The following is an 18077-nucleotide window of genomic DNA, read 5'->3' as shown; positions in this document are numbered from 1 at the left end:
AACTACGCGGCGACCGTCTACGTCAACGGCACGAAGGTCGCGCACCACACGGACGGCTATACGTCCTTCGGCGCCGACATCACCGACGTGTTGCGCAAGGACGGGCCGCAGGAAATCGTCGTCGCCGTGCATGCGCCGGTGGACGGCGCCGACGTGCCGGTCGGCAAGCAGCGCCTCAAGCCCGAGGGCATCTTCTACACCGCCGCTTCCGGCATCTGGCAGACGGTGTGGCTGGAGCCGGTGCCGGCCACCAGCCTGGCCGCGCTGACCTTCGTGCCGAAACCGACGCTGGACGGCTTCACGGTCGAGCCGCGTATCGACGGCGATGCGCGCGGCGCCACGCTGACCGTGACCGCCTACGCCGATGGCAAGGCGGTCGGCCATGCAAGCGGCCCGGCCGGCAAACCGCTGGACCTGGCGATCGCGCATCCGCACACGTGGAGCCCGGACGATCCGTTCCTGTACACCGTGCGCGCCGAGCTGCACCGGGGTGGGATCGTCGACCGCGTGGAGAGCTACGCCGGGCTGCGCACCATCGCGGTAAAGAAGGTCGATGGCCGCAACCGCATCGTGCTCAACGGCAAGCCGACCTTCCTGCTGGCCACATTGGACCAAGGCTACTGGCCCGATGGCATCTACACCGCACCCACAGATGCCGCGCTCAAGTTCGACATCCAGAAAACCAAGGATCTTGGCTTCAACGCCATCCGCAAACACATCAAGGTGGAACCGGCGCGCTGGTATTACTGGACCGATCGTATCGGCCTGATGGTGTGGCAAGACATGCCGGCCATGCCCACCGATCGCAACGACAAACTCAGCGACACCGATAAAGCCAACTTCCGCACTGCCGTCTCCGCCATCGTCGAGCAACTCAAAGGCGAAACCTCGATCATCGGCTGGATTCCCTTCAACGAAGGCTGGGGCCAATGGAACATCCCCGCCGCAGCCGAACTGGCCGCGCAAATCAAACAACTCGATCCCTCGCGCCTGGTCGACGCACGCAGCGGCGCCAACTGCTGTGATACCAAGGGTGATCCGCATGCCGGCGATGTCTACGATGTGCATGACTATCAAGGGCCGGGCTTGCCCAGTCCGGATGCGCAGCGCGCCGCCATCGATGGCGAGCACGGCGGTTTGACGCTAGGCATTCCCGGACATGTTTGGCCTAATACGCCGATCAATCCCTATGGCGCGGTGAAAGATCGCGATGCGCTGAATGCGGGTTACGTTGCCAATACGGCGGTGCTGCGCGACAAGGGCGTACCAAAAGGGATGTCCGGCAGCGTGTATACGCAGATCACCGATGTGGAAGGGGAGCACAATGGGTTATTCACCTATGATCGGAAGGTTGAGAAGGTGGATGAGGGCAGGGTGCGGGAGATTAATGAGGAGACGATACGGGCAGGCAGTAAGCCGTAGGCCGTAACGCTGCGAATGAAGCGTACGTCTCGCTTGTCATCACCCCGGCGCAAGCACCCAGCAAGACGCTGATACGCCACGCCCGTCGCCCCGGCGAAAGCCGGGGCCCAGCGTCTTTGGCTGTCGACGCACCGTCTTCATGTCCCAGCCATCGCCGTTTGCCGACAACGGGGGGCAGGTTTACTTCTTTGGGGGTGGCGATGCCCCGGGTGGATAGCTGCAAAGCATTAGACCTTTGCTCACTATTGCCTTGAACGCGTAGCGTTCAATGGCTAGCTCTAACCTGCGCGAGGCATTGGAACGCCACATTCAATACCAGTCAATTCCGAACCGACTATGAGCGGATCCAAAACCGCTCTGCCTTCGTCATTGATGTAGATCCTCGACGTCACAGTCGATGGGTCTTTGAAAACGGAAGCGTCTTTTGGCACGTCGGCATCGTTGAACACCTCCATTTTAATGCGACCACGCTCCGTCTTTTCCGACCGCTCTACGTCCACGCAAGGCACGATATTGGTCACGTTGTAGAGATAGCGGATCTCCCCTGTACCTTCGCAATCAAGCTCCAGCAATTGTCCAAACTTGGACAGGAACGGCCCCAGCGTTTCCTTGGCTCGCTCGTTGAGTACGAATGCGCCGGGAATCATGGCGCTGACATCCGCAGGAGGGCGTTTATGTTTCTGCCGCTTGCTGTCGGCAAAGCCTACGAGTGGTCGATCCATCCAATTTTTTGGATTGCCATCCATGTCAAATCGACCCGAAAGCATATCTTCGTCGTCGAGGGGCACGACCATGGCGTAGTCGTCGACGGAGGCATATCGCAATTCCCAAATCATGTCTAGCTAACTCCGAATTAGAGCGAAAGGGTGCCTGAAAGGAGCTGCCCTTTGATGGATCGCAGGCTCTTTCGTCCGCCTATTGCTTCGGTTTCATCGCGCAACTGATCGTAAACGGCTAGATGATATGTGGGATTATGATGGGGCGTATGGTGGACGGCGTCCGGATAGCCGGGCATTCCTCTACCGGTACGCGGAAGAAAAACACCGTTGTCGGCGTCATTGATTCCGATACCCCAGCGAAACAACAGACTGCGCGACAATGCAGCTTCTTGATCATGAAGCGCCACGATATGGTGCGCGCAGGTGTTGGCCGGGCGAGATTGTGATGTTGCCGCCACGATATTTCTTGAAAGCGTACGGCGGTGGTTATATTCCCTGCGATTGGCGTTTGCGAGCAAGACTACGGCTGCGGTAGGTAGCGTTATGCCCTTCTCGTATCTGACGCGTGCTTTTGCTTTCTGAAGCAAAAGGGAATTTCGAACCTGATAAGGGTTCGCGTCCTTGGCGTTGGCGGCGATTCGATTGCTGGCTATGGTTACGTCCAGCACATCGGCTGGAGATGCCGTAACGAGTGCGGGTGCGCTGAGTGCGCTTTTGGGCTTCGCTGACATGTTCCATCCCTGTTGACGGCTGGTCGGGCCGCGTCCGAATCATTGTGCCAGAGATTGAGCCAAGAATTGAGATAGTGTTCACGCCCGGATTTGTGGGTCGCATTCCAGGGAGGTGCATGGTTGGATAACAATGGTCGTCAGTCACAGGTGGGAATAGAAATGTTCGACAGGAAGTTAAATGCAAAGAAGGTTGCTTGGACGCCTGGATGCGGCCCGGATGTGGACGCTGCTCTCAGACTGACAAGGTACTTTCGGATGCCTCCCCGGCCCATGGGCGAAGCTTGGTTCATGGGTGCCAAGCGCCGTATGTTCGATGATTTAATGACGGATACTCCCGATCACTGGACGCCAGAAGTACTTCGTCAGCCTCTTTACGAGCTTGCTTCCGGACCTGGATGTTTTGGTCATCTTCCGGAGTGGACGGCTTGGACGCATTTTCTTCTGGCGCAGCTACCGACCCGACTTGATGGGGCGTCGTGGGCCTCTATCTACGAGTGCCTGATTAGCGCTTTTATTGCGCACTATCCTGATGAGCGCGCAGATGGCCCCTACGAGGGTTTTTACGCTGATGTCCTGGCCACGGTCGGAAGGATTCCTATGTCAGCGGGCAATTGGCTCGATGGCGAGCTTGCTGAAAGAGGCATCATTTCATCTATTGAGAAAACGCCAAATGGACCGTGCATTTCCAGCGGCGGCGCTTTCTCTGCTGCGCTTTTCCTGCATTTGAAATATCTGGATCAGGCTGATATTGGCAGTTGGCTACCTTCGGTTTTTGCTATTCGCGATTACATATGGCGAATCAAATTTGTTTTGTGGATGGATGCCTCTTCCTCCATCCTACTTGGTGCCGGCCAGCCCAGTGACCTGGAGTTCGATTCCGATGATGGTTCGGGATGGGAGGCAAGCTGGTGCTTGAAAGGTAATAGTCCTTGCAAAGATGTGGATCCTTCGCAAGTTGAAGTACATTTCATTGGCGGAAGTCGTCAGCAGCTGTTTCGTGACGCAGTAAAAGCGCATGTGACCATTGCAGATATGGATGCTTTGAATGCGTGCTTGGAGGTCATGGATATGCAATATCCTGGCACGGACCAAATATGCAATCGGTTTCGCCGCGCCGCGAGTGTCATAGCTAGAGACTATGGTTTGGCTTGAGTCTCACCTTGGCCGCCAGACACAAGGTGCGCAAGCGCGCACTTGCCGCACGTGCGAATCTCCGGTGTTCGCCGCTGTGGCAGCACCGCCGTCCGCCTCTACGTGCGGCAGTGCACGGCATTGCAATGGCGCAGTGCATGGGAATGCATGGCCTCAGGCCTCATCCAATATCTGCGGATGCATCTGCGTCACCAGCTCCCGTTGTGCGCTGGACAGTCGCCCTCCGAAGTGGGCCAGATAGGACTCCACGAATGGCCGCTCCGAAACCAGGAAGGGCAGGTCGCTGGGAACCATGTTGCGGATCACCAGCATGGGGATGGGGCTGTGCAGTGGGCGGAAATCGGGGTTCCACAGCCCGCTGTTTTTGGGCGGCAGGGCGTGGAATTGGCCCACCATCAGGCCTTGTTGTACGAAGAGCGGCTTGAGGCGTTCCTGGGTGTCATCGATCAAGCTTGGAATGTCGGTGTCGGCGATATCGGGATACAGCAGCAGAAAGCATTTGTATTGCGCATCGGCGCCTGTGCGCGGCTCCATCTCGAGGAACCAGTCGCGGTATTGCAGCGTGGTCTGGTAGATGCGTTCGGCGCTCACGTTCACGCTGCGGTCCACCGTGCAAAAGAACAGCGATTGGCTCAGCGAGCGCGGTACGAATGGGCACACCCTTCCGGATCGGCCCAACTCCGGATGCGGCGAGCATAGATAGCTGCGTGCCCAGGCCACCGCCTGGCGGGCCGCGTCGACGTCGCGCGAGTCCGTGCCCGCCGGCGGCGTTCCATCCAGGTCGGTCATGTCGAACAGCCAGCGGCTCGGGTCCGCATGGAAAGCACGCATAAGATTCTCCCCTGACAAGTGGTCCTTCGATGCTGGTGCGCGAATCGGTGTGCTACGTCGATGCGACGGAAACCTGCGTCGTCGCCCGTGCCTGTTGTGCAAGTTGCAGATCGGCCTGCTGTTGCAAGGTGTCTTTGTCTGGAATGACGGCGTCTGGAATGGCATCCGGCAGTTCGTCTTCCACGCAGCGCAGCGGCCGGTAGGCCAGGCCGGCCACGGTAAGCAGGATCGAAAGCAGTCCGGTGATCACCATCACCAAGGCAGTGCCGCGCCCGCCGCCGCTGCCGACCAGGAACGCAAAGCGTGCGGCGACATCAATGTGTGCAAACAGCGGCTGTACCCATTTGTCGACCAGCCATCCGGCGAGCAGGGTGCCCAGCGGCATCAGCGAACGGGCCAGCATCTGGTTCGCGGCCAGGATGCGGCCTTGCAATTCCAAACCCACTTTCACCTGCACCAGCGACAGCCAATGCGCGTTGATGAAAGCGGTGCAGACGCCGATGCCGAGCATGCCGAGCATCGGAAACGGCAGCGACGGACGTAGGCCCAGCACCACGGCCGATATACCGAACAGGGCGACGAAGCCGACCATGCCGGTGATACGCCGGCGCGTGCCGCCCCATAGGCTCATGATGAGGCTGCCCAGCAGCATACCGCCGCCGTTCATGGCCATCACCGTACCCAGCGCAGCCACCGTGGAGAACGACACCACCAGCGGCGTCACCAGTACGGTGACCACGCTGGCCAGGCAATTGCCGAGGGCGAAGAACAACGCCAACGCCATCATGCCGCGCCGCTTGAGAATGTAACGCCAGCCTTGCGTCACCTCGCGCAGGAAAGGTTCTTCCTGGCGCCGGAACAGTGCGTAAGGAAAACGCACCGCCACCAGCGTGGCGAGCGCAAACACGTAAGAGGCCACGTCCAGCAACAGGATTCTGTTCAAACCCAATGCCAGCATCAGCACACCGCCGAACATCTGTCCCACCAGCAGGCCAGAGGCGCTCCCCAATTGCACGAAGCCGTTCGCGTGGCCCAGATAGCGTTTGGGTACGAGTTGCGCCACCGCGGCCGCATACGCGGGCTGGCGAAACGCGCTGGCGACGGCGCTGGCGGTGGATACCGCATACAGCATGCCGATGTGCAATCGTCCCGACCATGCCAGCAACGCGGCCGCCGCCACCGCCGCCATCGCCAGCACATCGCATCCCATCATGATCTTGCGCCGGTCCCAGCGATCGGCCACGGCGCCGGCAATGGGCAATACCAGGATGCCGGGCAGCAGGCCCAGTGCGGACATCACGGCGAAATCCGACACGACGCCTGTTTGCTGGTAGATCCACACGCCCAGCGCGAAGGTGGACAGTCCCGTGCCGATTACCGACACCAGCTGTCCGAGCGAGACGCGCAAAAACAATGAGAGGCTGGGTTGGGCATCATGTGCTTTACGGTTTTGCTCGGAAGCGGCGTTGGCCGCCGCATTGCGTTGTGCGGCTTGCTCGCGCCAGCGCCTGGCCTGCGTCGTGCCGAGTTCGGCCAGTTCGCGCGCCTGATGCTTCTGGAAAAAATGCCCCGCGCCGGGCACGACTTGCAGCGACACCTCGCGGCTGAAACGCTGCCACTGGAGATATTCCTCGCCGTGGAATTCCGTGGCGCGGTCGCGCTCGCCGACCACGCATGCCAGCGGCGCGCGTAGCAATGGCGCCTGCGGATGGCGATAGTGGCGGGTGTAGTAATCCTCCGCTTCGCGGCCATCGTGGCGCATGTTGCGCACCAGGAATTCCAGTTCCTGCTCGTCTTCATCGCCTGACGCGCCGCCGGTGACGAGCAAGCCATCCATGATCGAGCGCGTGGAAACTAGTCCATCGGTGGGCAGCACTTTGCTGATCGCATCGAACACCGCGCCGGGCAGGCGCGGAATCGGGAAGGAACCACCCACCATCACGCCCAGCAGCGATGCGCCGCGCGCTTCCAGTTGCTGCGCCACGGCCACGGCCATCGCCGCGCCCAGGCAATGGCCATACAGCATCACCGGGCCCGCAATTTCGCGTTGGATGTCGTCTGCGCAGCGCTGCGCGACCGCGTCGAACGGCTCGAGCGATTCATCGGGACGAGCGTAGTCGTGGCCCGGCAATTCCACGGCATACAAGGCATCGCCGGCGGGGATCTGGTTGGCGAGCGCCAGGTAGGAAATGGCGCTTCCGCCACCGAACGGCACGCATACCCAGGTCACGCCATCGGCAGTAGCTGCATGCGAAGTGAGCCGATGGAGCAAACCCGCGCTTTGGGTCGATGCTTGCGACAATTGCGCTGCCAGCGCAGCGATGGTGGGATGGCGGAACAGATCCATCACGCTTACGCCGCGGCCGATGCTGCGCACCGCACGCACGGCCTTGAAGGAATCGCCGCCGAGCTCGAAGAAATTCTCGTCGATGCCGATCACCTCCAAGCCCAGCACCTCCGACCAGGCCGAAGCGATGCTGGCTTCCAGCGCGTTGCGCGGCAACCGCCGGTGGCCGACCGGCATATCGCGCACAGCGCTGGGGGCGGGCAGGGCAAACCGGTCCAACTTGCCGTTGGGATTGAGCGGCAGCGTGGGGATGGCCATAAAGGCCGCCGGCAACATGTAATCGGGCACGGCTGCGCGCAGCTGCGCGCGCAGCGTTTCGATCACTTCCGCCACCGTTTGCACAGATGGATCGCCCGGCATCACCAGATACGCGACCAGACGCTTGTCGCCGGGCGTGTCTTCGCGCAGCACCACGCGCGCATCCTGCACCGCAGGGTGCTTGAGCAGTGCTTCGATCTCCCCGGTTTCGATGCGATAGCCGCGTACTTTCACCTGATGGTCGATGCGGCCCAAAAACTCCACCGTGCCATCGGCGCGCAGGCGCGCGAGATCGCCGGTGCGATACAAGCGGGCACCCGGCGTGCGGTCGAAAGGATCGGGCATGAAGCGCTCGGCGGTCAGCGCCGGCCGGCCGAGATAGCCGCGCGTGACACCTGCTCCGCCGATGAACAATTCACCGGCCACGCCAATGGGCTGCAACTGCATGCGCTCGTCCAGTACATGCACGCGCACATTGCCCAGCGGATGGCCTAGCGGCAGCGTGCCTTGTGTTTGCGCAAACGTTTCGGGCACTTGATAGGTGAGCGCGGCCACGGCGGTTTCCGTGGGGCCGTAATGGTTTTGCACGATCAACGCCGGCGCAGCACGGCGTACGGCGGCGACGGTTTGCCAACTGCACGCTTCGCCGGCGAAGATCAGGCGCAGGCGCGGCAGGATCGCCTCGAGCGATACCAATGATCGCAATGTTTCGAAATGGCTGGGCACCAGCTTCAGCACGTCGATGCGATGCCGGTGCATGTAATCGGCAAATGCGGCCGGATCGGCCGCGCGGTCATGCGACAGCACGTGCATACAGCCGCCAGTGCACAGGGCACCGTACAGCATGGTGGTGCCGAGGTCGGCGGCGAAGGTGGAGACCATCGCGAAATGGCTGCCCGTCGGCACGCCGAGGCGGCTCAACACGCCTTGCAGATAATTCACATAATGCCGGTGCTCCACGCCTACGCCCTTCGGGCGGCCGGTGGAGCCGGAAGTAAACAGCACGTACATCAAATGATCGCGGCTTCGCGCCACGTCCGGGCGCGAAGCCGGCTGTGCGGCGATGGCTTCGCGGTCACGGTCCAGGCACACCGCGCGCAGCGCATGCGCATGGCTCAGCGGCGCAGCCAGTGCGGCTTCAGTCACGAACAATTCGGCGCCGCTGTCTTCGAGCATGAAACGCGCACGCTCGGCCGGATAACCCGGATCGATCGGGACATAGGGCGCGCCGGCTTTCAGAATGCCGAGCAGTCCCACCACAGTGTCGTGCGAGCGCTCCATGAACAGGCCTATCGGCCGGTCGGGCTGCGCGCCCAGCGAGCGCAAGTAGTGCGCCAAGCGGTTGGCGCGCGCGTCCAGTTCGCGATAGCTGTAGCCTTGGCCCTCGAACGCCACGGCGGGCGCGTCCGGCGTGCTTGTTACGCATGCATCGAACAGTTGCAGTACATCGCGCACGTCCGCGTAAGGCGTTTCGGTGCGGTTGAAAACATCGAGCAGCAGGTGGCGTTCCGCGTCGTCCAGCAGCGGCACTTCGGCCAGCGGACGATGCGGGTTCGCCGCCATGCCGGCGAGCAGTTGTTCCAGATGGCGCGTCATGCGCCGCACCGTCGCGCGTTCGAACAGGTCGGTGTTGTAGGTGACCGAGCCGTTGATCGTTTCGCCCAGATCGTCGATGGCCCAGCTCAGGTCGAACTTGGCGGTGCGCGTATCCACCGGCCACTCTTCTACGTCAATGCCCGGCAGCTCAAGCGCGGCGCGCGGAATGTTGTTGACCGAGAGCATCACCTGGAACACCGGCGTATGCCCGAGCTGCCGCTCCGGCGCGATGGCTTCCACCAACTGGTCGAACGGCAACTCCTGATGATCGATCAGCGCCAGCCATTCCTCGCGCACGCTATGTAGAAAATCCAGCGCGCTGCGCGAAGGCAAGGGCCGAGTACGGATCGCCAGCGTGTTGACGAAGCAGCCGATCAGCGTTTCCAGCTCCGGCGCGTCGCGGCCGGCCACCGGCGTGCCGAGCACGATGTCGTCCTGCCCGGCGTAGCGCTGGCACAGCGCGCTCAGGCCCGCGAGCAGGACCATGAACGGCGTGAGCCGCTCGCGCTGCCCGAGTGCACGGATCGCCTGCGTGGTTTGCGCGCTGAAGCCGAACGCTTCGATGGCGCCGTTGAACGTCTGCACGGTGGGGCGGGCGTGGTCGGTCGGCAATTCAAGCAGGGCGGGCGCGCCGGACAGACGTTGTATCCAGGCTTGCAGGTGCTTATTCAGCGCATCGCCCTGTAGCCGCTGGTTTTGCCAATAGGCGAAATCGGCGTATTGCAGCGCGGATGGCGCTGCCGGCAGGCTGGATGCGTTCAACCGCGCGACATAAGCCAAGCTCAACGCTTTCATCAGTATGCCGATCGACCAGCCGTCGGCGGCGATGTGATGCAGGTTGAGCAGCAATACGTGACGATGTGCATCCTCGCGCCACAGGGTGGCGCGCAGCATGGGCTCGCACTCGAGCGCGAAGGGCCGGCGCGCTTCCTGGTCGAGCAGGTTCTGCCATTGCTCGGGCGTGATGCCAGGTGGCGCGGCTTTGACTTCCAGTTGCAACGCCGACGCGGGCAACACGTGCGCAACCGGCTCGCCCTGTTCTGCGACATAGCACGTGAGCAACACCGGATGCTGCTCGGCGACGTCGCGCAAGGCCTGTTCGAGCAGATCGATGCGAAGCTCGCCGCCAAGCCTGAGCGCTAGCGGAATGTGATAAGCGGCGCTGCCCGGTTGCCATTGATCGAGAAACCACAAGCGCCGCTGCACGGACGATAGCGGGGTGCCAGCATCGCTGGGGCGCGGGGCGACAGCGGCAGTAACGTTGCGCTCCCTGGTTTGCGCCTTGCGCAGGCGCTGTTCCAGCAAGGCACGTCGGGCGTCCAGGCTTGGCGTGCTCATCGGGCAGACTCGCTTATCGAAATGGAAGAAGCGCCGGCTTGGAGCGCGCTGGCCACCTGCTCGTCATCCATGGCGTCGATCTGTTCGGCCAGCGCGTCTTCCACGCGCAGGGCGAGCGCGGCGACGGTCGGTGCTTCGAACAGGAGGCGCAGCGAAAGAGCGAGCTCCAATTGCTCGCGCAGACGGGCCATCACTTGGGCGGCAAGAATCGATTGCCCACCGAGCGCAAAGAAATCGTCTTCGACACTGACGGACGGCAGCTGCAGGACGTCGGCGAATACTTCCGCAATGATCGTTTCGGCCGGCGTGCGCGGCGCTACGGATTCACGCGCATGAGCGTGCGAATACGACGCCGGCTCCGGCAACGCGCGGCGATCGATCTTGCCATTGGTAGTGCGCGGAAAGCTTTCCAACGGAATCAGCACTCCTGGCACCATGTGTTCAGGCAGGCGTGTACGCAAAAAGGCCAGCAGCGTGGCGCCGTCGGGACGATCGCCGCCGTTGGCGACGTAGTAGGCGACCAATTGCAAGCCACCCGCACCGAACGTCTGCGCGCTTACCAAGGCATCCTGCACGGCGGCGTGTTGCAGCAAAACGGCTTCGATTTCGCCCAGTTCGATGCGAAAGCCGCGGATTTTTACCTGATTGTCGGCGCGCACCACAAAGGCCAGCGAGCCATCCGGCAGATAACGGGCCAGATCGCCGGTGCGATAGAGCCGTGCACCGGGTGCAACGGCGGCGTGCTCGCCGGCGAACGGATGCGGCACGAACTTTTCCGCGGTCAGTGTCGGCTGGCCGAGATAGCCGCGAGCCAGCCCCGCACCACCGATATACAGCTCACCGGTCACGCCAGGTGGTACCGGTTGCAGGTTGGCATCCAGTACATAAGTGCGCGCATGCGCAATCGGCTTGCCGATCGGTGGCGCGCCACCTCCTGGCTGGCAGCGTGCCATGGTGGTGCAGATGGTCGCCTCGGTCGGTCCATAGGCGTTGATGAAACGCCGGCCTGGTGCCCAGCGATCGACCAGTTCGGCCGAGCAGGCTTCGCCGCCGGCAATCACCGAACGCAACGCTGGCAGTTCCATCGGCGGCAGCGTTGCCAGCACCGAAGCGGGTAGCACGATGACGCTGATGGCGTGTTCCTTCAGCCATTGCGCCAGCGCCGCACCTCCGACCAGCTCGGCCGGACGCAACAGCAACTGTGCGCCCACCGCCAGCGTCATGCAGACGTCCGATACCGACACATCGAAGCCAAAGGAGACGAACTGCAATACACGGCTGTCGGGAAAAATGCCGAAGCCGTCGATCTTGGCCAACACCAGGTTGTAGAACGCGCGGTGTTCGATTTCCACACCCTTTGGCCGACCGGTGGAACCGGAGGTATAGATCACATAAGCCAGATGGAGTGGCTCCGGGCCGCGGGCAGGCGGCGTAGTCGCGTGGTCGCCGATGGCGGCGGCATCTTCGTTCCAGTCCAGCAGCACCGGTTGTACCGGCAATTCATGCGCGGCACTTTCGAGCAAGGCAACCAGCCTGGGCTTCAGTCCCTGGCCCGTCACGATGGCATGCATGCGCGCGTCGCCAATCATGTAAGCCAGGCGCTCGTCCGGATGCGCAGGGTCGAGCGGCACGTATACGCCACCCGCCTTGAAGATCGCCAGCATGCTTGCAACTGCTTCGGGGCTGCGTTCGAGCAACACGCCTACCGGTACTTCGCGGTCTACGCCGAGCGCCTGCAAGGCATGGGCGAGCTGATTGGCGCGTTGGTCCAACTGCCAATAAGTCCAGACGATATCGCCATGGATGAGCGCCGGTGCATCTGGCGTGCGTGCGGCCTGAGCCTCGAACAGCGCGTGGCTGAGACCCTCGGGAGCGCGGTCGCCGGTGTCGTTCCATGTTTCCAGCATGCGTCGCCGCTCTTCGGCGGCCAGCAGCGGTAAGCGCGAAGCGGGGTGCTCGGGTTGTTCCAATGCGGCGTCCAGCAGCACCAGAAAATGACCGAGCATGCGTTCGGCCGTTGCCGGTTCGAACAGATCCAGGTTGTATTCGAACGACAGCGTGGCGCCGTCGTCCAGAAAATCCAGCACCATCGACACGTCGAAGCGTGCCTTGTCGATCGGCACTTCACCGGCGTAGCGCAGACTTATGCCCGAACCCAATTGCACCGCGGCACGGCGGCTCTGCACGACCAGCATCGCCTGGAATATCGGCGGACGGGTCATCTCCCGCTGCGCGCCCAAGGCGGTCAGCAACTCACTGAATGGCAGCTCGCCATGCGGATAGGCTTCCAGGCAGCGGTTGCGGCTTTCGCGCACAAGCTCGCGAAAGGATGCGCGGCCGTCCGGCTGCATGCGCAGAGCCATCGTGTTGACCAGGAAACCGATCGCGCCTTGCGAGGCTTTGTCCGCTCGCAAGGCATATGGCACGCCAATCACCACCTCGTGCTGGCTTGCATAACGGCGCAGCCAGATCGCATAAGCCGTCAGCATGACCATGAACGGCGTGCTGCGCTCGCTGCGGCAGAAGGTTTCGAGGTTGGCTGTCAGTTCGGCTGGCAGCGGCTTGCGCAGGGTCGCGCCGCGGAACGTCTGCAACGGCGGTCGCGGATGATCCGTCGGTAGCGCCAGCACTGGCAGCTCACCGCTCAGATTTTCACGCCAGTACGCCAGCAGGCGTTGCTTGTGCGCGCCGCTGATGCGTTGACGCTCCGCGGCGGCGAGCATGCCGCTCTGCACGGGCGGCTCCGTCAATGGCGATGGCACGCCGGCAGCGAGGGCGGGGTACAGGACGGCAAGTTCCGCGAGCAATACGTCGATGGATGCACCGTCGAAAATGATGTGATGCACCGTCAGCAGCAATTCGTGCTTTTGCTCCGACAACCGGTAGAGTGTCGCGCGCAACAGCGGCGGATGCGCCAGGTCGAAAGGCTCGCCCGCCACTTGCCGCTGATGTGCGTTGGCGGCTTCGGCAGGCACGGCATGCTGACGGAGGTCTTCGCAGGCCAGCCGAAAAGAATGCGCAGGCGTAAGCATCGCGCGCGCCTGTCCGTCGTGCTCGACGAACGCGGTGCGCAGTACGTCATGACGGTTTATCACTTCGTCGAGCGCGCGCTCGAGCACGTCGGCAGATACTGGCCCTTCGAGCTTGAACAGCATCGAGGCGTTGTAAAGCGCCTTGTCGTCGGCCAGTTTGTCGATGATCCACAATCGCTCCTGCGCGAGCGACAGCGGAAAGGGCGAAGGAACGGTTTCGCCGGGTGCGTGCGGCATGATGGTGCGGGTGCTCATATCAAGCAGCGGCCTCGATGTGTGCAGTGGCGTGCGCGAATTCGTGATAAAGCCTGTGCGCCAGTTCGCCGATGCGCCCGGCCGGATAGTGGCGGTCGTCGATGTGCAGCACCGGCTGCACCTTGGCGTAGTTGCCGGTACTGAAGACTTCGTCGGCCTCCAGTACGTCGTCGATCCGCAGGCGGCATTCGGCCACGGTGATGCCCGCTTGGCGCAGCAGGCCGATCACCCTGGCGCGGGTGATGCCGGCAAGAAAGCTGCCGTCCGGTTCCGGGGTGTAAACCACTTCCTCGCGCACCAGCATGATGTTGCAGGTGGCGAATTCCGCGACATGGCCGTCGGCGTTGCACAGCAACGCGTTATCGAAGCCGTGTTGCTTGGCGTAATGCAGCGCTTGCTGGGTCAACGGATATAGGCAACTGGCTTTGGCCAGTGTGGGCGCCATGTCAGGCGAAGGACGTCGAAATGGTGCAGTGCATGCGCTGAAGCCATTACGCGGCAGCGGCGCGCGGTGGATGACGATGGCGCACTCGGTGGTGTCCGGATCGGGCACGATGAAACCGCCGCGTGCGTAGAACATAGGGCGGATGTAAAGCTCTGCGCCGTGCTCGAAATGCGCCACGCCGGCGCGGCAAATGGCCGCCAGGCTTTCCGCGTCGATGGTCGGACGCATCAGCATGTGCGTGGCCGAGCGCAGCAGGCGCGCGCAATGCAGTTCCAGGTCCGGCGTTACATTGTCGTAGGCGCGCGCGCCATCGAACACGCTGTTGCCCATCCAGAAACTGTTGTCGCGCAGACCGAGCAGGGGACGCTGCTCGGTGGTCCACGCACTGCCATACCAATACAGATAATCCACGGCCTTGCCCTCCATGATCCGGCGTGCAGGTGCTATGCGATGAAATGCCTTTCTCTTTTTAAAAAAGGCAGGTGATCAAATGGCAGCCCTGAAGAAATAGGTGGTGCGTTGTTTGATCAGCCCGTCTTGCAGTCGGTAGGCATCCGCAAAACGTTCCGCGAGTAGTTCCCCGTTTTTCGAGCGCCCGTTGAATTGTCCCCAGCAGATCGCCTGGTCGTCGTTTTGCAGGCTGCCTTCCAGCGAATGCTTGCCCTCGGCGATGATGCGCGTGGAGGCGTAGAAACTGAGCAGCTCTTCCAGCCCGACGATGGGGGCATAGCCGGGCCGTTCGTATACCACCTGGGGATGGAAGAAACGGGGGAGTTCATGCCATGAGGTGGTATCGATGGCGTTGAACAGGTCATCGAACCAGGCGCGCTGCACATCCGGCGCGTTCACGGCGCGACTCCCATATGGCGACGTACGCTCAAGGGACGCATGTCGGTCCACACCTGCTCGATATGCGAAAGGCACTCGGCGCGCGATCCGGAAAAACCTTCTGCTTTCCAGCCGAGCGGAATATCACGTCCTTCCGGCCAGATCGAATACTGCTGCTCATCGTTCACCACGACCACGTGGCGTTCTTCATGGACTGCTTGCATACGTCATCCCCTTTGACTCGTGCAGGTTCGTGCTAAACCCGTGTTTTCCACCAGCCATTCGGCCGGCAAAAGAAACATTCATGACAAGCGTTCAAAAACCGGTTTATTGCCGTGTCGCCTCCATGCCTGGATCAGGCGGCAGATACCTCCCCGCGCGAAACCTGCTTGCGTTGGCGGATGCTTTCGATCACCGCCGCGATGGATTCGGCGTCGAACAGCACGGCCAGCGGAAGATCGATGGCATGGCTGGCGCCGATCTCCGCGCAAAAGCGCATCGCCGCCAGAGAATCGCCGCCTGCTTCGAAAAAATGATCGCCAGCTTCGATGTGTGGATCGCCCAGCAGGCGGCGCAGCACGCCGAGTACTTCCTGCTCGAGCGGATCGGCTGCGTGCAGCGATGGCTTGACCTCGGCGCCTGCGTCCGTCGTCGTCACGCGAGCTGCCAGTGCGCGCCGGTCGACCTTGCCATTGATGGTCAAGGGCAGGGCATCCACGAAATGGATGCGTCGAGGCACCATGTAGTCGGGCAGGCGTCGGCGCAATCCCTCGAGCAAGATGGTTTCTGCAGGCAGGGCGCCGTGCTCGGGTACGCAGAAAGCATGAAGTTGCGAAGTCTGTGGATCCCCGATATGGATCACGCAAGCGTCCACCCATGCGCCGAGCGAATGCAGGCAGGTTTCGATTTCCCCCAGCTCCACGCGAAAGCCGCGGATCTTCACCTGCGTATCGATGCGGCCTAGATAATCTAGCCTGCCACCCGGCACCTGCCGCACCAGATCGCCGGTGCGATACATGCGCGAACCATCGGTGGCGAAGGGGTCGGGTAAAAAGCGCTCGGCGCTCAGCACCGGATTGTCCAGGTAGCCTTGGGCCAATCCGCTGCTGGCAATATAGAGTTCGCCCTCCTGGCCCAGCGGCACCGGTTGCATGGCTTCATCCAGTACGTAGGCTGCCGTTCCGTTGATGGGGACGCCGATGGGAATCGCGCCGGCGGCCTGTGCCGGCGAAGTCATGACGTGGCAATGGGAGAACGTGGTCACTTCCGTGGGACCGTAGCCGTTCACCAGCACCTGGCCGCCCGCTTCGAGGAATTGCGCCGCCGTCACAGGCGACATCACGTCACCACCGGCCAGCAATACACGAACGCACGAAAGCCTGCGCAGCAGGTCGCGTCCGAAGGCATTGAATACACCGGTGCTGAGCAACAACACGCTTACCGCGCGTTGCTCCACCAGATCGCAGATGCCGCTGAGCGACAAGCCATGCGGCGCGATCGCCAGCGTGGCGCCGCTCAATAAACTGCCCCAGATTTCGAAGGTGGAGCCGTCGAAGGCGATCGACATGCCGTGGTAGACGACGTCATCCTGGGTGAAGCCGCAGTAGCCCGCGCCCTGGACCAGATCGAGCACGGCGCGATGATGCACGCACACGCCCTTGGCCTCATTGGTCGAGCCGGAGGTATAGATGACGTAGGCCAGCTCCAACGGATGAAGTTGCAGCGGCGGCAAGTCGATGGCTTCGCCGTCATCCTGGGCGCCGACGCTCAGCGTCATTCCAACAAACCATTCCGGCGCATCTTCGCCTTTGCCTACCAGCACCACGCGCACGCCCGCGTTGGCGGCCTGCCTGGCAAGCCGCTGACCCGGAGCGGCCGGATCGAACGGTACATACGTTGCGCCCAGCTTGAGAATTGCCAGCATGGCGATCACGGCGTGGACTGAACGCTGCATGTGAATGCCCACATAATGGCCGCGCTCGATGCCGATGCGCGCCATGCGCAAGGCGCAGATGTCGGACAAGCGGTCCAGTTGCTGGTACGTCCAGCTTTGGTCGCCTGCGATCACGCCAGGCTTGTGCGCAAAGGCGCGCACCACCTTGGCGAATGCCTCCGGCAGCGAGGCGGATGCGGAGAATGGGCCGAAGCCATTGCGCGCAATACTGGTTTGGCAACCGCCATGGATGCTTTTGCTCATGATTCCTCCGTGGATTCCCAGCGCGCATCAAGTGTGTCGGCGAATGCGGGACGGGCGTTTGCATGCGGGACGAGGTCTTTTACCAACGCGTCGGCCAATACGGCGCCTGCATCGTGCAGAAACATGTGGCCGCCGTGGAAAGCCCGGCTACGCAACGGATGCAAGGTTTCGTGCTGCCACGCAAGGTAGTGTTCGCCCACGCTCGCATCGCTGCGGCCGTAGTACGCGTGGATGGGAAGATCGAGCGGCGGCTTGCCCGCTTCGTAGGTTTCGAACAAGCAAAGATCCGCGCGCATGGATGGCGCAGTAAGTTGGATGAGTTCGGGCGATTCGAGCACGGCATCGGGAATGCCGCCCAATTTCCGCACCGCTTCGAACATGGCCTGGTCGTCCATGCGATGCATCAGGCGTTCGTGCCGAATCGCGCGCGGGCCGCGCGCTGCGCAGGCGATCAACGTTTGCGCGCGGCGCTCCGGATGGCGACGGATGAGCTCCCGCTGCGTTTCCAATGCAATCAGGGCACCCAAGCTGTAACCGAAAAAGGCATAGGGCGCCTCCAGCCTGGGCGCCAATTCATCCGCAAGACGGTCGGTCAATTCGCTCCACTGCGCAATGGGCGTCTCGGTGCGGCGTTTGCCGCGCCCGGGCAATTCCACGGGAATCACTCGTAGCTTGCCATCGAGCTGGCGCACAAGATCGAGGTAATTCCATGAGCTGCCTCCGGCAAACGGAAAGCAGAACACATTGAGCAGTGCAGCCATTGCGCTCCCCCTGGCACGGACGCCCTCCGGCACCGTGCTGCAATGCGTTTCCCTAATTTGTTGCGCGGCTATTGCGTGCACTAAGCACGATGCACCAGCCGTTGCCCCATACACTGACTCGCCGAACCTACACGAATCGTTGATGTTTGAAAAGTGCACAGGAGC

Annotated in this window: 12 protein-coding genes; 2 read left to right on the top strand and 10 right to left on the bottom strand. The window is 62.2% G+C overall.

Annotated features, from left to right (window positions below):
* A partial coding sequence (locus ACTHNE_RS02330) for a glycoside hydrolase family 2 protein (protein WP_440268494.1) occupies positions 1-1422 on the top strand: 1422 nt, incomplete at its 5' end.
* Positions 1423-1700: 278 nt separating this feature from the next.
* Here ACTHNE_RS02330 and ACTHNE_RS02325 read toward each other — a convergent pair.
* Entirely contained in the window at positions 1701-2258 is a 558-nt protein-coding gene (locus tag ACTHNE_RS02325) for a hypothetical protein (protein ID WP_324945962.1), read from the bottom strand.
* Between the two features lie 17 nt (positions 2259-2275).
* Positions 2276-2872, bottom strand: a complete 597-nt coding sequence (locus tag ACTHNE_RS02320; protein WP_324945964.1) for an AHH domain-containing protein — start codon at positions 2870-2872, stop codon at positions 2276-2278.
* A 270-nt stretch (positions 2873-3142) separates the two neighbouring features.
* Here ACTHNE_RS02320 and ACTHNE_RS02315 point away from each other — a divergent pair, with 270 nt between their 5' ends.
* Positions 3143-4024: a hypothetical protein gene (locus tag ACTHNE_RS02315; RefSeq protein WP_440268493.1), complete on the top strand. Its 882-nt coding sequence runs from the start codon at positions 3143-3145 to the stop codon at positions 4022-4024.
* A gap of 153 nt (positions 4025-4177) precedes the next feature.
* Here ACTHNE_RS02315 and ACTHNE_RS02310 read toward each other — a convergent pair whose 3' ends face one another.
* The 8 genes from ACTHNE_RS02310 to ACTHNE_RS02275 form a co-directional block, all read right to left on the bottom strand.
* On the bottom strand, positions 4178-4855 hold the full coding sequence (locus ACTHNE_RS02310) for a DUF6875 domain-containing protein (protein WP_440268492.1): 678 nt from the start codon (positions 4853-4855) through the stop codon (positions 4178-4180).
* A gap of 52 nt (positions 4856-4907) precedes the next feature.
* On the bottom strand, positions 4908-10394 hold the full coding sequence (locus tag ACTHNE_RS02305; RefSeq protein ID WP_440268491.1) for a non-ribosomal peptide synthetase/MFS transporter: 5487 nt from the start codon (positions 10392-10394) through the stop codon (positions 4908-4910).
* On the bottom strand, positions 10391-13681 hold the full coding sequence (locus tag ACTHNE_RS02300) for a non-ribosomal peptide synthetase (RefSeq protein ID WP_440268490.1): 3291 nt from the start codon (positions 13679-13681) through the stop codon (positions 10391-10393). Before ACTHNE_RS02300 ends, ACTHNE_RS02305 begins: the two co-directional genes overlap by 4 nt.
* A gap of 1 nt (position 13682) precedes the next feature.
* The gene (locus tag ACTHNE_RS02295) at positions 13683-14552 is read right to left on the bottom strand and encodes a branched-chain amino acid aminotransferase (protein ID WP_440268489.1); all 870 of its coding nucleotides are present in this window, start codon (positions 14550-14552) and stop codon (positions 13683-13685) included.
* Positions 14553-14612: 60 nt separating this feature from the next.
* Positions 14613-14975, bottom strand: a complete 363-nt coding sequence (locus tag ACTHNE_RS02290; RefSeq protein WP_324941172.1) for a nuclear transport factor 2 family protein — start codon at positions 14973-14975, stop codon at positions 14613-14615.
* A complete protein-coding gene (locus tag ACTHNE_RS02285; RefSeq protein WP_324941169.1) occupies positions 14972-15178 on the bottom strand; it encodes an MbtH family protein in 207 nt (68 codons plus the stop codon). Before ACTHNE_RS02285 ends, ACTHNE_RS02290 begins: the two co-directional genes overlap by 4 nt.
* Positions 15179-15309: 131 nt before the next feature.
* Complete coding sequence (locus tag ACTHNE_RS02280; protein ID WP_440268488.1) at positions 15310-17151, bottom strand: non-ribosomal peptide synthetase; 1842 nt, start codon at positions 17149-17151, stop codon at positions 15310-15312.
* Complete coding sequence (locus ACTHNE_RS02275) at positions 17148-17912, bottom strand: thioesterase II family protein (RefSeq protein WP_324941163.1); 765 nt, start codon at positions 17910-17912, stop codon at positions 17148-17150. The genes ACTHNE_RS02280 and ACTHNE_RS02275 overlap by 4 nt, the downstream gene beginning before the upstream one ends.
* Positions 17913-18077 lie beyond the last annotated feature (165 nt).

The organism is Dyella sp. (genome assembly GCF_051954575.1).
In the GTDB taxonomy this organism is placed as follows: domain Bacteria; phylum Pseudomonadota; class Gammaproteobacteria; order Xanthomonadales; family Rhodanobacteraceae; genus Dyella_B.
This window is presented reverse-complemented; position numbering and strand designations above follow the sequence as displayed.

Coding starts and splice junctions, on each gene's coding strand:
- ACTHNE_RS02325 (WP_324945962.1), bottom strand. CDS start 2,258: ATGATTTGGGAATTGCGATATGCCTCCGTCGACGACTACGCCATGGTC.
- ACTHNE_RS02320 (WP_324945964.1), bottom strand. CDS start 2,872: ATGTCAGCGAAGCCCAAAAGCGCACTCAGCGCACCCGCACTCGTTACG.
- ACTHNE_RS02315 (WP_440268493.1), top strand. CDS start 3,143: ATGGGCGAAGCTTGGTTCATGGGTGCCAAGCGCCGTATGTTCGATGAT.
- ACTHNE_RS02310 (WP_440268492.1), bottom strand. CDS start 4,855: ATGCGTGCTTTCCATGCGGACCCGAGCCGCTGGCTGTTCGACATGACC.
- ACTHNE_RS02305 (WP_440268491.1), bottom strand. CDS start 10,394: ATGAGCACGCCAAGCCTGGACGCCCGACGTGCCTTGCTGGAACAGCGC.
- ACTHNE_RS02300 (WP_440268490.1), bottom strand. CDS start 13,681: ATGAGCACCCGCACCATCATGCCGCACGCACCCGGCGAAACCGTTCCT.
- ACTHNE_RS02295 (WP_440268489.1), bottom strand. CDS start 14,552: ATGGAGGGCAAGGCCGTGGATTATCTGTATTGGTATGGCAGTGCGTGG.
- ACTHNE_RS02285 (WP_324941169.1), bottom strand. CDS start 15,178: ATGCAAGCAGTCCATGAAGAACGCCACGTGGTCGTGGTGAACGATGAG.
- ACTHNE_RS02280 (WP_440268488.1), bottom strand. CDS start 17,151: ATGAGCAAAAGCATCCATGGCGGTTGCCAAACCAGTATTGCGCGCAAT.
- ACTHNE_RS02275 (WP_324941163.1), bottom strand. CDS start 17,912: ATGGCTGCACTGCTCAATGTGTTCTGCTTTCCGTTTGCCGGAGGCAGC.